The organism is Nitrosomonas sp. PY1, assembly GCF_022836435.1.
Classification (GTDB): Bacteria; Pseudomonadota; Gammaproteobacteria; order Burkholderiales; family Nitrosomonadaceae; genus Nitrosomonas.
Genome location: NZ_BQXC01000001.1, coordinates 839,009 through 852,747 on the forward strand (window position 1 = coordinate 839,009; position 13,739 = coordinate 852,747).

Below are 13,739 nucleotides of genomic sequence, written 5' to 3' on the forward strand. Positions count from 1 at the left end.
ATAGGAGTTATGGGGCTTACCAAGGTAATAAAGTAGATCATCGGAGATGCTGATGAAGGTGATTGATCTTTTTTTAGAAGAAGATGCTTTATATCTTCCTTGGTTAGGAGCCAAATTCAGATGATTTTTTATGGACTTATATATTGTCAGTAAAAGATTGATTGCTAGATTTTTATTAAGAATTATCAACAAATTCAACAACGAACCATTTAAAATATAATTTGAAAGGAAAATATATGGATAAGACAATTGCCATGAAACGGCTCGAAATCGTGATCGGTATCGAACAATTAGAGGAATTGATGGAATTGCTGGGAAAAAGTGATGTGCGTGGATATACGGTAATTAAAAATGCAGGAGGCTATGGCTCTCGCGGTGCCCGTGATCCTAATGACGTTTTGATGGAGCAGGAAAACGTTGTTGTGGTACTTGCATGCAAGGAAGATCAGGCACAATCAGTAGTCGGAAATTTAAGGCCAGTTATGAAACGATTAGGGGGAATGTGTTTGGTCTCAGACTGCTTATGGGTTGAAGGACCGGCTGTTTCTTATTAAGCTATTAAGTAGTAAAAAGAACACTGTACTAGAATAAAACTATATACGCGCACCCAAGTACTATAAGGTATTATAAAAGCGCGTATATAGTTGACACAGATTAATGTTTGATGATCATCGGTTCTATAAGCGTTTCTTCAGTCGACGATAGTGCTGATTGTGTAATAGAAATCGTCGAAGCGGTTTCTGGCTTATGCTCCAAAGCAAGATCTAACACTTGATCTATCCATTTTACCGAATGAATATCCAATTGTTCTTTAATGTTTGCAGGGATTTCTACCAAATCTTTGATATTTTTCTCTGGAATAATTACTGTTTTGATCCCGCCTCGGTGTGCAGCAAGTAGCTTTTCTTTTAAGCCGCCAATGGGCAATACTTCTCCACGCAAAGTGATTTCACCTGTCATAGCAACGTCTGCTCTTACTGCAATATTTGTCAGAGTAGATACAATGGCAACACAAATACCGATTCCTGCGCTTGGGCCATCTTTAGGGGTCGCGCCTTCTGGAAGATGAATATGAATGTCATTTTTCTGATAGAAATCTTCTGCTATGCCTAACATGTGAGAGCGATTCCTAACTACTGAAAGAGCTGCTTGGATAGATTCTTGCATTACCTCACCCAACTTTCCGGTAGTGATTGTTTTTCCTTTGCCTGGCATTGCAACAGTTTCAATTGTTAGCAATTCTCCACCAACCTCGGTCCATGCTAACCCAGTTACTTGCCCTACGTGGTTTTTTTCTTCAGCGATGCCGTAGCTATAACGTCTAACACCTAAGAATTTATCAAGATTACGCGACGTAACCACGACTTTAATTCTGTTTTTCTTGGTTAATATAGTTTTTACAGCTTTACGGCAGATTTTTGAAATTTCTCGTTCCATTGAGCGAACGCCAGCTTCTCTTGTGTAATATCGAGCAATATCGCGTAGCGCATTATCTGAAACTGATAATTCAGTATCTTTCAGACCATGATTTTGCATTTGCTTAGTTAGCAAATATCGTTTCGAAATATTAAGTTTTTCTTCCTCAGTATATCCAGATAGCTGAATAACCTCCATGCGATCCAACAGTGCAGAGGGTATATTTAAAGAATTTGCTGTGGCGACGAACATGACGTCAGATAAATCATACTCCACTTCTATATAGTGATCGACAAAGGTGCTATTTTGCTCAGGATCAAGCACTTCTAACAAAGCAGAAGCAGGGTCGCCACGAAAGTCCATGCCCATTTTATCGACTTCATCCAATAGAAATAGTGGATTCTTTATTCCTACTTTACTCATGTTATGCAAAATCTTACCTGGCATAGAACCGATGTAAGTTTTGCGATGACCACGTATTTCAGCTTCATCACGTAAGCCGCCTAATGACATTCGTACAAATTTTCTGTTGGTGGCGCGAGCAATGGATTGACCGAGTGATGTTTTTCCGACACCTGGGGGACCTACTAAACATAGAATAGGAGCCTTAAGTTTATTAACGCGCTGTTGTACCGCTAGATATTCAACAATCCGCTCTTTAATTTTTTCTAATCCATAGTGATCTTTATCAAGCTCAGCCTCAGCTGTTTTTAAATTTGTATTGATTTTATTTTTCTTTTTCCAAGGTAATGCCAATAATGTGTCGATGTAATTACGCACCACCGTTGCTTCAGCAGACATCGGTGACATCAGCCGAAGTTTTTTTAACTCGGATTCTGCTTTTGTGTGCGCTTCTTTGGGCATCTGTGCGAGCTTAATTTTTCTCTCGATTTCTTCTAAGTCGGCACCATCTTCGCTTTCACCTAATTCTTTCTGAATGGCTTTAACTTGTTCATTGAGATAGTAGTCGCGTTGGCTTTTTTCCATTTGGCGCTTCACTCGGCCACGGATGCGTTTTTCAACTTGCAGGATGTCTAGTTCTGTTTCCAACAATCCGAGCATATGTTCAAGGCGCTTGGAAACATCGAACAATTCTAAAATTTCTTGTTTTTGCTCTAGCTTGAGTGGCAAATAAGCAGCGATAGTATCTGCTAATCGTCCCGCATCTTCAATTTCATTGAGCGAAGCAATAATTTCGTGAGGAATTTTTTTGTTGAGTTTCACATATTGATCGAACTGGGTAACAATGGCACGCCGCATTCCCTCCGCTTCTGCGTTATTACTATCTTCAGACGTTATCTTCGTAATGCTGGCGGAAAAATGATCACCGGTATCAATATGTTCTAATACCTTAGCGCGATAATTGCCTTCTACTAATACTTTAACTGTTCCGTCTGGGAGTTTTAGCATTTGTAATAAGCTCGCTACACTGCATACGTGGTAGAGATCTTCAGGCTCAGGATCGTCAGTAGAAGCTACTCTCTGTGCTACTAATAAAATATTTTTATTAGATTCCATCGCATATTCAAGCGCCTTGATGGATTTTTGCCTGCCTACAAACAAGGGGATTACCATATGCGGAAAAACTACTACGTCGCGTAATGGTAGCATTGGTAGAACTAATTGTTCGGAGTCATCGTTTGAAGGAATCATAATATTACTTAATGATAAGTTAGGTTGATTGTATTTGCTATTTAGATATGCATACTCCCAACAAATTCAAGAGTAGAAAAATTTTAAGTTACTAAAACTTCTATAGTTTACCAATTTATGAATCTTAACTAAGTTATATAGCAAATAATCAATTTTGGATCATTGAATAAGAGGGTTATTTTGATCGTTTAGCAACTTTAGGTTGGTCAGAATAAATAAGTATCGGTTTTATATCGTTATTAGAGGTATTATAGTCAATGACGACTTTTGAGACGTTCTCTAATGAAGGAAGATCGTACATAATATCTAGTAATATTTCTTCAAGGATTGATCGTAATCCTCTTGCGCCGGTTTTTCGCGTCAATGCTTTTTTTGCAATGGATTTTAAAGCGGCGTCACGAAATTCAAGATCAACACCGCCTTCCATATTGAACATTTTTTGATACTGCTTAATAAGTGCGTTTTTTGGTTCAGTAAGGATCTGAATCAATGCTTCTTCATTTAATTCTTCTAATGTCGCAACAACAGGCAATCGTCCAACAAATTCTGGAATTAATCCAAATTTGACTAGATCCTCAGGTTCAACTTGCGTTAATGCTTTGTTAATATTCTCATCTTTCTGGCTTCTAACATTTACGCTAAACCCAATACCACTTTTTTCAGTCCGTGCTCTAATAACTTTATCTAATCCATCAAAGGCACCGCCGCAAATAAACAAAATATTTGTAGTGTCCACTTGAATAAATTCTTGATTAGGATGTTTTCGTCCTCCTTGTGGAGGAACCATTGCAATGGTTCCTTCTATCAATTTTAGCAATGCTTGTTGTACACCTTCACCTGAAACATCTCTTGTGATGGATGGATTATCCGATTTACGTGAAATTTTATCGATTTCATCAATATACACGATCCCTGTTTGTGCTTTTTCTGCATCATAATTACATTTTTGTAGTAATTTTTGGATAATATTTTCTACATCTTCACCGACATAGCCCGCTTCAGTTAATGCGGTAGCATCAGCCATGATAAAAGGGACATCCAGAAGTCGCGCTAAAGTTTGCGCTAATAAAGTTTTACCTGATCCTGTCGGACCAACAAGCAAAATGTTGCTTTTTGATAACTCGACTTCATCGCTTTTGCTAAGATCACTAGTGTGTCTGAGGCGTTTATAGTGATTATAAACAGCCACAGATAGAATTTTTTTTGCTGATTCTTGGCCAATTACGTATTGATCAAGAATTTGAGAAATTTCTCGCGGTACAGGTAAATCAGATTTAACAAGCTTGGAAGCTTCGTCATTTTGTATTTCTTCTCGAATGATATCATTGCATAGGTCAATGCATTCATCACAAATAAATACTGAAGGTCCTGCGATAAGTTTTCTTACTTCATGTTGACTTTTGCCACAAAAAGAACAATATAGAAGTTTTTCACTGCTAGCTTTGTCTGGCATATTCTTTATCCTACAGTAATCGAATTGAAATGCAAAAATCTTGTTAAGTTTTAATTTGTAACATTAACTCAATTGGTTTTTATTTTCATCCCTATGTGTCAGTACCGCATCAACAAGACCATAGTTAACAGATTCGGAAGCGCTCATAAAGTTATCTCGATCAGTATCTTTTTCGATATCTGATATCGATCGATTTGTATGCAGTGCCATAATCTCATTGAGCTTAGCTTTAAGATACAATATTTCGCGCGCATGAATTTCAATATCCGAAGCCTGTCCTTGGAATCCTCCTAAGGGTTGATGAATCATTACTCGCGAATTAGGTAAGCAATAACGTTTCCCTTTTTGTCCTGCAGTCAGTAACAATGCTCCCATACTTGCAGCTTGTCCAATACATAAGGTACTGATGTCGGGTTTGATATATTGCATAGTGTCATAAATGGCTAACCCTGCAGACACCATTCCTCCTGGTGAATTGATATAAAAATAGATATCTTTTTCTGAATTTTCAGATTCTAGAAACAAAAATTGCGCAACAATTAGATTTGCTGTAGTTTCATTAACAGGGCCAACTAGAAAAACAACCCTTTCTTTGAGTAAACGTGAGTAAATGTCATAAGCTCTCTCACCTCTTCCGCTGGTTTCAATCACCATAGGAATTAGCCCTAGATTTTGAGGTTCTAAGTTTGGCATTTGATCAAATACTTGTTTCATGTTGTGGCAATCCCATTAGTTCATCGAAGGTTATGGATTTAGTGGTGAGTCTTACTTTATCAAGCGCCCATTTGACGACATTTTCTTCTAACACTAATGCTTCTGCTTCTTGTAGGTGTTCTTTTGAGGAATAATGCCACTTAATCACTTGTTCTGGGTTCTCATAGCTTTGTGCAATATCTTCAATAAGACTTCGAACTTGCTCTGGTTTCGCTTTAAGCGAATGAAGCTTTACCAGTTCTGCCAAAATTAGTCCCAGTTTAACGCGATACTCCGCTTTTTGCTTAAAGAGTTCGGGGGTTAATTGTATTTCAGTCGACTTTATACCTTTACCTTGCAAATTTTCTTGAGCACCTTGCATAAGTCTTACAGTTTCTTGCTTAATTAAAAAATCGGGTGCTTCAATTGGTGATGCATCCAATAGTGTTTGCATAATTTGCTCTTTGAGTTTTGATTTTACTCGTTTTGATGCCTCGTTTTCTAAATCTCGTTTTATCGCATTTCGTAATTCGTTTATTTCACCATTATTGATACCTAGAGATTTAGCAAAATCACTATCTATGTCGGGTAGTATTGGTTTGTTGATTGCGGCGAGTTTTACTTCAAATGTAACGGTTTTATTGACAAGATCTTTATTATGATAGTTCTCTGGGAAAGTTACATCAAATGTTTTTCCTTCCCCTGTTTTCATACCCAACAGAGATGCTTCAAAGTCTTTAAGAAATCTTCCTTCTCCAATGATTAAATGGACATTCTGTGCTTCGCCACCAGCAAAATCTTTGCCGTCTAGTAATCCATGAAAATCTATTTTAACTTGATCTCCCTCTTGAGTTTCTCGATCGCTGATCGATTCATAGCGTATTTGACGTTTACGTATCACATCAAGGGTTTTATCTACATCCACATCGGTTATTTGTGTTTCAAGTTGTTCTATTGAATGTTGACTTAAATCGCCAATTGATATCTCTGGATAAACTTCGAAAGTGGCGAAAAATTCAATAGATGAAGTGCTATTATTTGCTGAATTGGATTCGAAGTGTGGGTGTCCCACGATTTTAAGGCTGTGTTGGTTAACCACATCAATAAATTCATCGTGTATCCTGTCGTTAAGTGCATCTTGATGCGCTTGAGCACCATACATTTGCGTAATAATCTTTAAGGGAACTTTACCGGGTCGAAAGCCAGCTAGCTTGGCAGTTTTCGCAATTTTTCTTAAGCGGTTTTCGGTTTCAGTTTGAAGTTTCTCCGGAGCAATTGAAATAGCAATGCGTCGTTTCAGTGCACCGAGGTTTTCTACTATATTTGATTCCATCCAAATTCCTGATTTGTTAATATGTGCAAGTATGTATCAAAACTATTATCTGACAACGAATGTCGCTTTAAGCGACAAATAGAACAATGCGAGTATTCTTATTAATTGATTTGGTGCGAAAGGGGGGACTCGAACCCCCACACCTTGCGGCGCCAGAACCTAAATCTGGTGCGTCTACCAATTCCGCCACCTTCGCAATCGATTGTTCTTGTCTGAATACTTTGAACGAACCCGACAAATTATACCTACTATTCCGACTAATCGCAGCTAGCCTTTTATGTAGATCAGCAAAATATCGTTTTGCCGCTCACATGACAGCTATCTGAACCCATCAAGTATAGATAGGTTGACATGATATCTTTAGGCTGGCGCATGTTTTGTTTTACTTCACCAGGGTGAGTCTTTGCTCGCTGAGGAGAATTTATCGCTCCCGGTATTATGCTGTTAATGCGTAGATGTGGTATCGTTTGTTCCCATTCGTCAGCTAAGCTTTTTACCAAGGCCTCAATGCCTGTTTTAGCTACAAGAAACGGTCCCCAATAAGCTGTTGGTTTGATCGTATGCGAATCTGAGGTCATAATAATACTCGCATCTGGAGCAGCTTTAAGAAGAGGCAGGCACGCTTTAGTCAATGCGAAAGAAGATATAAGATTGATTTGTAACACTGTGCGCCATTGTTCGACCGTTTGATTCTGCATCGGAGTTAAGCCATGCAAGAAAGCAGCATTGTAGAGAATTCCATCCAAGCGCCCGATTTGCTGTGCAATTGATTGTGCTGTGATTTGAAAGTCTTTTTCTTCCGCTTTCTCAAGATCTAAAGGGTAAATAAGCGCTTCAGATTTACCTAAAAGGGCAATTTCATCAAAAACTGATTCTAATTTCTGCACTTTTCGTCCATGCAATATTACAGTTGCACCATGTGCAGCATAAGCGAGAGCAGCCTCTCGTCCTATTCCTTGTCCTGCACCAGTAATTAAAATAACGCGACCTTGGAGAAGGTTTTCTGCAGGTAAGTAGTCTTTAAATGTTTCCATTGTCTGAATTTATCATGATTGTGTTCTTATTCAAAAAATAAAAAGATAGAAATAGCAAAGACAATTATTCTGTTAGTGCATAGGTTCTGCTTTAAATAAAAAACCCCCAGTAAAATAATTGGGGGTTTTCTTGGGAAATAGAAAGACAAGCCTGAGGGAATTTACATATCCATGCCGCCCATACCACCCATGCCACCCATGCCTCCGCCCATACCGGCACCTGCAGGAGCGTCTTCTTTCGGTAATTCAGCAACCATAGCATCTGTGGTCAACATCAAACCGGCAACAGAAGCGGCGTTTTGTAAAGCAGAGCGTGTAACTTTGGTTGGATCTAACACGCCCATTGCTACTAAGTCGCCATATTCACTAGTTGCTGCGTTGTATCCAAAATTTCCCGTATTCTCAGAAACCTTGTTGACAACGACTGATGGCTCGTCGCCGCAGTTAGTAACGATTTGGCGTAATGGTTCTTCGAGTGCACGCAATACGATTTTAATTCCAGCTTCTTGATCGTGATTATCGCCCTTTGTTTTTTTCACGGCTGCAGTAGTACGTAACAGTGCTACGCCGCCTCCAGGGATAACACCTTCCTCAACAGCTGCACGTGTTGCGTGTAATGCATCTTCCACACGCGCTTTTTTCTCCTTCATTTCAACTTCGGTAGCAGCACCTACTTTAATTAAAGCAACACCTCCTGCTAATTTTGCGACACGTTCTTGCAGTTTTTCTTTGTCATAATCGCTTGTGGCTTCATCGATTTGTGTGCGAATTTGTTTTACGCGACCTTCAATGGTACTAGCATTACCCGCGCCATCAATAATAGTGGTATTTTCTTTACCTATTTCTACACGTTTTGCTTGTCCGAGATCATTTAAAGTTATTTTTTCTAAAGTTAAACCAACTTCTTCGGCAATTACTGTACCGCCTGTTAGGATTGCAATATCTTCCAACATGGCCTTACGGCGATCACCGAAGCCAGGTGCTTTAACCGCACAAGTTTTGAGGATGCCACGAATGTTATTAACTACCAAGGTTGCCAATGCTTCGCCATCGACATCTTCAGCAATGATTAATAAAGGCTTTCCAGACTTCGCAACTTGCTCTAATACTGGTAATAATTCACGAATATTAGAGATTTTTTTATCGTGTAATAGAATATATGGGCTATCGAGCAATGCAATTTGTTTTTCTGCGCTGCTGATAAAGTATGGGGATAAATAACCACGGTCAAATTGCATGCCTTCTACGACTTCTAATTCGTTTTGTAAGCCTGAACCGTCTTCAACTGTGATTACACCTTCTTTGCCGACCTTATCCATTGCATCAGCAATGATTTTTCCAATTTCAGTATCAGAATTTGCAGAAATACTACCAACTTGTGCAATTTCTTTTGCTGTTGCACAGGGTTTGGAGAGTTTTTTAAGTTCACTGACTGCCGTGGTAACCGCTTTATCAATACCGCGTTTTAGATCCATTGGGTTCATTCCGGCCGCGACATATTTCATGCCTTCTTTTACAATGGATTGTGCTAAAACGGTGGCGGTCGTGGTGCCATCTCCTGCAACATCAGAAGTTTTGCTAGCCACTTCTTTGAGCATTTGCGCGCCCATGTTTTCAAATTTATCTTTCAGTTCGATTTCTTTCGCTACTGAAACACCGTCTTTGGTAATGGTTGGAGCGCCATAAGAACGATCTAAAACAACATTGCGTCCTTTAGGTCCTAGTGTAACTTTTACAGCATCCGCCAGTATATTAACACCGGCAACCATTCTATGACGCGCCGAATCACCGAACTTAACTTCTTTTGCAGACATAAACTTCTCCTAATTACTTAAAAAAATATGATATTGAATATTAATCTTATGTAACAAGATGTATTGCTTACCCTTCAATAACACCCATGATATCTTCTTCGCGCATGACTAAAAGTTCCTCGCCTTGAATTTTTACCGATTGACCACCGTATTTGCTAAATAGTACTTTATCGCCGACTTTGACTTCCAAAGAACGAACTTTCCCATCGTCACCTACTTTTCCCTTACCAACTGCGATGATCTCTCCTTGATCTGGTTTTTCAGCTGCACTATCTGGTATAACAATGCCCGAAGCTGTTTTACGCTCGTCTTCGACACGTTTTACTACAACACGATCATGTAAGGGGCGAATTTTCATATTTCTTCTCCTGTTTTATGGTTAAAAAACAATACAGAGCTTTATATCAAGCCATTGATGCATCTGATCTTAGATTTTAAGCGCCTGGTAGATGACTTGTAAAAATTATTGGCACTCGTCAACTATGACTGCTAATAATATGAATTCTTTTCGAGAATTTCAAGACAGAAGATAAGATTAATGCAAAAGTTACTGAATCTTAAGAAGAAATTATTGAGCTTGATTGGAATGTAACGAATGAGAATGTTGAATAACGAAATGAGAGAAAGATTTGCTACTCTTTGCAGGTTTTTTGTTTACAAAAAAACTGCAAAGAGTACAAGAGCAAATTAATGACCAGATTCGCGGATATGTTTTATGGCTTCTGAAGTGTGTTTCGCAGATTCCTCGCCATGCCCCATTTCGGCATGTTTAATTGCTTCGTCTAAGTGCTTAACTGCTTCATCCATGTGTTTTTGTGCTTCGGCGTGTTCTTTGCTAGCATCTTTGGCGTGAGCCAAACTATCCTTAGCATGTTGGAGCGCTTCTTTTGCATGTCCCATTTCTCCATGTGCTTTTGATTCCCCAGCATGTTCCATTGCTTCGGAGGTATGTCCTGCATCAGAAGCGATAAGTTGGGTGCTTACCAAAAGCGCAAATACGCCAATAAACATAGATATCAATCTCATAATGTCACAGCTCCTTCTATATTGTTGTAAAAAAAACAAATAAGCACCAATCATTATGTATTAACAGAGTCAGTTTTTCAGAAAAAGCTAAGCGATAATTCTGACAAGCCAACTGTGATATACAGCTTATTTATACCATAGATATTGAATAACTGGGGATACTATATACAAAGATAGGTATTATTTAAGTTTGTGCTTGTATACGTAATTCCATAGCTCTGATTTATTGTGTATATTGAGTTTTTCATAGATCGAAGTTAAGTGGTTTCGTAAAGTGCTTTCAGTAATAGATAATTTAGATGCAACGATTTTTCCTGGTAGCTCAACATTTTCAATCATAGTAAAAAATACCTTTTTTTCTTTAGGCGTTAGCTTGTGAATTTCATCTTTGTTTTGAATATGACTTTTTTTAAGGCTTTGCAAAGACAGCTCATTGAGTAATCGAATGATGGTCGTTTGACTTAACCATAATTGTCCTTCATGCACTTTCTCAATAGCTTTTACGATGTTATCTAAGGTAAATTCCTTTTCTAGAAAGCCGCGTGCGCCTGCAAGAATAAATTTGTCATAAATCTCAGAGTTACTTAACATTTTGAAAATCAGTACCTTGATATGAGTTTTGATAATTAGATCAAAAACAGTTCCTAAGCTTTTTTCTTCTTCTATTGCGGGATTGATAATGATTACATTAGGTGCGAGGCTATCAAGGTGTGGCAGTGCTTCGGTACAATCGATATAATTGCCGACAACAACCATCTTGTTTTTTTGTTGAAGGATTAATTTTTCAAAAGCGTATTGGATAATACTGTATCGTCCTATCAATACAATTCTGATTAATTCTTTTGATGATGAGTCATTCATAAAGCGCTTAACAATATTTTGGCTAACGTTGGGACTGAATGATTTTTTTATAGCTCATTAATTTATAAGTATGTTTTGTCATTACGAGGTGATTGTTTTACTGAGATGAACAGTTACTTTTGTTTTTAGCTTTTTGAGCACGTAGTAATCTTGCTTTTTTAGGGTCGACCGTTAAAGGTCGGTATATTTCTAGGCGATCATTCGGTCGGAGAATGGTATTTGGTTTCACAAAATTACCGAAAATTCCGATTCTGTTATTTGTCAATGTTATTTCGGGAAATCGCTCTAAAATGCCCGATTCTAGAATCGCCTGTTCGGCCGTGTCGCCAGATCTAATTGTGATTTGCTCTAGAATTTGTGTATCTGGTAGTGCATAGACGATCTCAATTTTAATGTGATTACAACCTTTTACCATAAATTTCATCAGCGCGTTTGATAAATGATTCTACAAAACTATTTGCAATCATATGAAACACCGGGCCAACCAATTTTTCCAATATTTTATTGGAAAATGTATAACGTAGACGAAAATTTATTTTACATGCTGTTTCACACAATGAAATAAAATGCCAGTATCCTTCCAGGTGTTCAAAGGGCCCATCAAGTAAATTCATTTCGATCAAGGCATCTTTCATTGCTTTATTTGCTGCTGGTTTGTTGATGGGATAGCGTTTGTTTTCGGTAGTAAAGCTATGTTGTATCTGATGATAATTAATTTTAACCTTGGCATGTACAGTTACTTCATCCTGAATTGTGACGGAAGTTCCACCGCACCAGGGAAGAAATTTTGAGTAATCTGCAACATTGTCAACGAGTGCAAACATTTGGTCTGCTGAGTATTCAACCAGTACTGATTTTTCTATTTCTGCCATAAAGTAAATCGCTGTTGCCAATAAAACAATATTAAAAAACTGATAAAATTAAACCTGCTGATTCCAGCGGTTAAGTTCACTATATGAGTATAGTACAAAACAAAAAAGCCTTTCACGATTATTTTATCGAGGAAAAATATGAAGCAGGAATGGTGTTAAATGGATGGGAGGTGAAATCCATCCGTGATGGTCGGGTGCAACTCAAAGAAGCGTATGTGATTGTTCGTGGCAGTGAATTATATTTGATTGGCAGCCATATTAGTCCACTTAAGACAGTGTCGACACATATCAACCCAGATCCAGTGCGAACACGAAAACTCCTGCTTCATGCAGAAGAAATTAAAAAACTAATCGGTAAAGTTGAGCGCGCAGGATATACACTAATTCCATTAGATATGCATTACAAATCCGGGAGAATCAAATTAGAAATTGGATTAGCAAAAGGCAAGAAACAGCACGATAAGCGCGATAGCGAAAAACAAAAAGAATGGGAACGTACTAAACAACGTTTAATGCGAAGCAAATAATTATTACTAAATTGAAGATTCTATGAATAAGCAAAAGCCGGTTGCAATATGGTTATTAATTTGTTGTGTTTTGGTATTCGCTATGATTGTAGTGGGTGGTGTAACGCGATTAACTGACTCAGGACTTTCTATTGTTGAGTGGCAACCGATAGTTGGAACAATGCCTCCGATCACTGAAAACGATTGGGAAGTATTATTAGAGAAATATCGCTCGACACCGCAGTATCAAAAGATTAACAAGGGGATGAGTATCGATGAATTCAAAGGAATTTTCTGGTGGGAATACTTTCATCGTTTATTGGGTCGGTTAATTGGGTTGGTATTTTTTATACCGTTTGTTTGTTTTTTGATTCAAAAGCGTATTGATCGACCTTTAGGAGTAAAACTAACAGGGATTTTTATCTTGGGGGGCTTACAAGGTTTTATGGGATGGTATATGGTGATGAGTGGCCTCGTGAATGATCCACATGTGAGTCAATATCGCTTGACTGCCCATCTGGGGCTAGCCATTGTTATTTTCGCAGCGATGTTCTGGGTTGCGCTAGGGATTTTGTCACCCAAAGCTAATAATTCTACGGATGAGAAGATTCGATCGCTTTATAAGTTTTCAGCCGGATTAACCGGACTAATTTTTATCATGATTTTGTCAGGAGGTTTTGTTGCAGGAATCCGTGCTGGTTTTGCTTACAACACATTTCCACTAATGAACGGACATTTCATCCCCCCAGAAATTTTTATGCTTGAGCCCTGGTACCGTAATTTCTTCGCCAATATGGCAGCGGTGCAGTTTAATCACCGTTTAATTGCTTGGATCTTGGCCTTTTTAGTACCATTATTCTGGTTTAAGTCAAAAAAATATAATTTATCTGGGACGACGCGCATGGCCTGTAATTTTTTCTTGATTATGCTGGTGATTCAAATCGGTTTAGGGATATCTACGCTTTTATATGTAGTACCAATTCCTTTGGCGGCATCGCACCAAGGAGGGGCCGTGTTATTGTTTACAGCAGCTTTATGGGTGAGTCATCAATTGCGATTAACCGAGAACGCTTAGAAT

At 38.4% G+C, this 13,739-nt stretch carries 14 protein-coding genes and 1 tRNA gene; 3 read left to right on the plus strand and 12 right to left on the minus strand.

Annotation, left to right across the window (positions count from 1 at the left end; all coding sequences use genetic code 11):
• The first annotated feature begins 236 nt into the window (after nt 1-236).
• Entirely contained in the window at nt 237-554 is a 318-nt protein-coding gene (locus tag W03_RS03795) for a P-II family nitrogen regulator (protein WP_244071546.1), read from the plus strand.
• Nucleotides 555-654: 100 nt separating this feature from the next.
• Here W03_RS03795 and lon read toward each other — a convergent pair whose 3' ends face one another.
• The 12 genes from lon to W03_RS03855 all read right to left on the minus strand — a co-directional run bounded on the left by lon (nt 655) and on the right by W03_RS03855 (nt 12,155).
• The gene (gene lon / locus W03_RS03800; protein ID WP_244071548.1) at nt 655-3,069 is read right to left on the minus strand and encodes an endopeptidase La; all 2,415 of its coding nucleotides are present in this window, start codon (nt 3,067-3,069) and stop codon (nt 655-657) included.
• A gap of 175 nt (nt 3,070-3,244) precedes the next feature.
• Entirely contained in the window at nt 3,245-4,522 is a 1,278-nt protein-coding gene (gene clpX / locus W03_RS03805; RefSeq protein WP_244071551.1) for an ATP-dependent protease ATP-binding subunit ClpX, read from the minus strand.
• Between the two features lie 63 nt (nt 4,523-4,585).
• Entirely contained in the window at nt 4,586-5,236 is a 651-nt protein-coding gene (gene clpP / locus W03_RS03810; RefSeq protein WP_279599997.1) for an ATP-dependent Clp endopeptidase proteolytic subunit ClpP, read from the minus strand.
• On the minus strand, nt 5,220-6,548 hold the full coding sequence (tig, locus tag W03_RS03815) for a trigger factor (protein WP_244071553.1): 1,329 nt from the start codon (nt 6,546-6,548) through the stop codon (nt 5,220-5,222). The genes clpP and tig overlap by 17 nt, the downstream gene beginning before the upstream one ends.
• 111 nt (nt 6,549-6,659) lie before the next feature.
• A tRNA-Leu gene (locus tag W03_RS03820) sits at nt 6,660-6,744 on the minus strand.
• A gap of 88 nt (nt 6,745-6,832) precedes the next feature.
• Entirely contained in the window at nt 6,833-7,582 is a 750-nt protein-coding gene (locus tag W03_RS03825) for a YciK family oxidoreductase (RefSeq protein WP_244071555.1), read from the minus strand.
• Between the two features lie 161 nt (nt 7,583-7,743).
• On the minus strand, nt 7,744-9,396 hold the full coding sequence (groL, locus tag W03_RS03830; protein WP_244071557.1) for a chaperonin GroEL: 1,653 nt from the start codon (nt 9,394-9,396) through the stop codon (nt 7,744-7,746).
• A gap of 67 nt (nt 9,397-9,463) precedes the next feature.
• Nucleotides 9,464-9,754 (minus strand): co-chaperone GroES, encoded by a 291-nt coding sequence (gene groES / locus W03_RS03835; RefSeq protein ID WP_244071559.1) that lies wholly within the window; start codon nt 9,752-9,754, stop codon nt 9,464-9,466.
• 329 nt (nt 9,755-10,083) lie between these two features.
• Nucleotides 10,084-10,422 carry a small metal-binding protein SmbP gene (smbP, locus tag W03_RS03840; protein ID WP_244071561.1) on the minus strand — a complete coding sequence of 113 codons (339 nt, stop codon included), beginning with the start codon at nt 10,420-10,422 and terminating at the stop codon, nt 10,084-10,086.
• A gap of 180 nt (nt 10,423-10,602) precedes the next feature.
• Nucleotides 10,603-11,283 carry a response regulator transcription factor gene (locus W03_RS03845; RefSeq protein WP_244071563.1) on the minus strand — a complete coding sequence of 227 codons (681 nt, stop codon included), beginning with the start codon at nt 11,281-11,283 and terminating at the stop codon, nt 10,603-10,605.
• Between the two features lie 97 nt (nt 11,284-11,380).
• Nucleotides 11,381-11,707 carry an RnfH family protein gene (locus W03_RS03850; protein WP_244071564.1) on the minus strand — a complete coding sequence of 109 codons (327 nt, stop codon included), beginning with the start codon at nt 11,705-11,707 and terminating at the stop codon, nt 11,381-11,383.
• Nucleotides 11,682-12,155 carry a type II toxin-antitoxin system RatA family toxin gene (locus tag W03_RS03855; protein WP_244071565.1) on the minus strand — a complete coding sequence of 158 codons (474 nt, stop codon included), beginning with the start codon at nt 12,153-12,155 and terminating at the stop codon, nt 11,682-11,684. Before W03_RS03855 ends, W03_RS03850 begins: the two co-directional genes overlap by 26 nt.
• Nucleotides 12,156-12,238: 83 nt before the next feature.
• Here W03_RS03855 and smpB point away from each other — a divergent pair, with 83 nt between their 5' ends.
• Together smpB and W03_RS03865 are read left to right on the plus strand one after the other, a co-directional pair.
• Nucleotides 12,239-12,682 carry an SsrA-binding protein SmpB gene (gene smpB / locus W03_RS03860; protein ID WP_244071567.1) on the plus strand — a complete coding sequence of 148 codons (444 nt, stop codon included), beginning with the start codon at nt 12,239-12,241 and terminating at the stop codon, nt 12,680-12,682.
• A gap of 22 nt (nt 12,683-12,704) precedes the next feature.
• Nucleotides 12,705-13,736, plus strand: a complete 1,032-nt coding sequence (locus tag W03_RS03865; protein WP_244071569.1) for a COX15/CtaA family protein — start codon at nt 12,705-12,707, stop codon at nt 13,734-13,736.
• Nucleotides 13,737-13,739 lie beyond the last annotated feature (3 nt).

What these genes read in the sequence shown, in the direction of transcription:
- W03_RS03795 (WP_244071546.1), top strand. Translation starts at nt 237, where the DNA reads ATGGATAAGACAATTGCCATGAAACGGCTCGAAATCGTGATCGGTATC.
- lon (WP_244071548.1), bottom strand. Translation starts at nt 3,069, where the DNA reads ATGATTCCTTCAAACGATGACTCCGAACAATTAGTTCTACCAATGCTA.
- clpX (WP_244071551.1), bottom strand. Translation starts at nt 4,522, where the DNA reads ATGCCAGACAAAGCTAGCAGTGAAAAACTTCTATATTGTTCTTTTTGT.
- clpP (WP_279599997.1), bottom strand. Translation starts at nt 5,236, where the DNA reads ATGAAACAAGTATTTGATCAAATGCCAAACTTAGAACCTCAAAATCTA.
- tig (WP_244071553.1), bottom strand. Translation starts at nt 6,548, where the DNA reads ATGGAATCAAATATAGTAGAAAACCTCGGTGCACTGAAACGACGCATT.
- W03_RS03825 (WP_244071555.1), bottom strand. Translation starts at nt 7,582, where the DNA reads ATGGAAACATTTAAAGACTACTTACCTGCAGAAAACCTTCTCCAAGGT.
- groL (WP_244071557.1), bottom strand. Translation starts at nt 9,396, where the DNA reads ATGTCTGCAAAAGAAGTTAAGTTCGGTGATTCGGCGCGTCATAGAATG.
- groES (WP_244071559.1), bottom strand. Translation starts at nt 9,754, where the DNA reads ATGAAAATTCGCCCCTTACATGATCGTGTTGTAGTAAAACGTGTCGAA.
- smbP (WP_244071561.1), bottom strand. Translation starts at nt 10,422, where the DNA reads ATGAGATTGATATCTATGTTTATTGGCGTATTTGCGCTTTTGGTAAGC.
- W03_RS03845 (WP_244071563.1), bottom strand. Translation starts at nt 11,283, where the DNA reads ATGAATGACTCATCATCAAAAGAATTAATCAGAATTGTATTGATAGGA.
- W03_RS03850 (WP_244071564.1), bottom strand. Translation starts at nt 11,707, where the DNA reads ATGAAATTTATGGTAAAAGGTTGTAATCACATTAAAATTGAGATCGTC.
- W03_RS03855 (WP_244071565.1), bottom strand. Translation starts at nt 12,155, where the DNA reads ATGGCAGAAATAGAAAAATCAGTACTGGTTGAATACTCAGCAGACCAA.
- smpB (WP_244071567.1), top strand. Translation starts at nt 12,239, where the DNA reads ATGAGTATAGTACAAAACAAAAAAGCCTTTCACGATTATTTTATCGAG.
- W03_RS03865 (WP_244071569.1), top strand. Translation starts at nt 12,705, where the DNA reads ATGAATAAGCAAAAGCCGGTTGCAATATGGTTATTAATTTGTTGTGTT.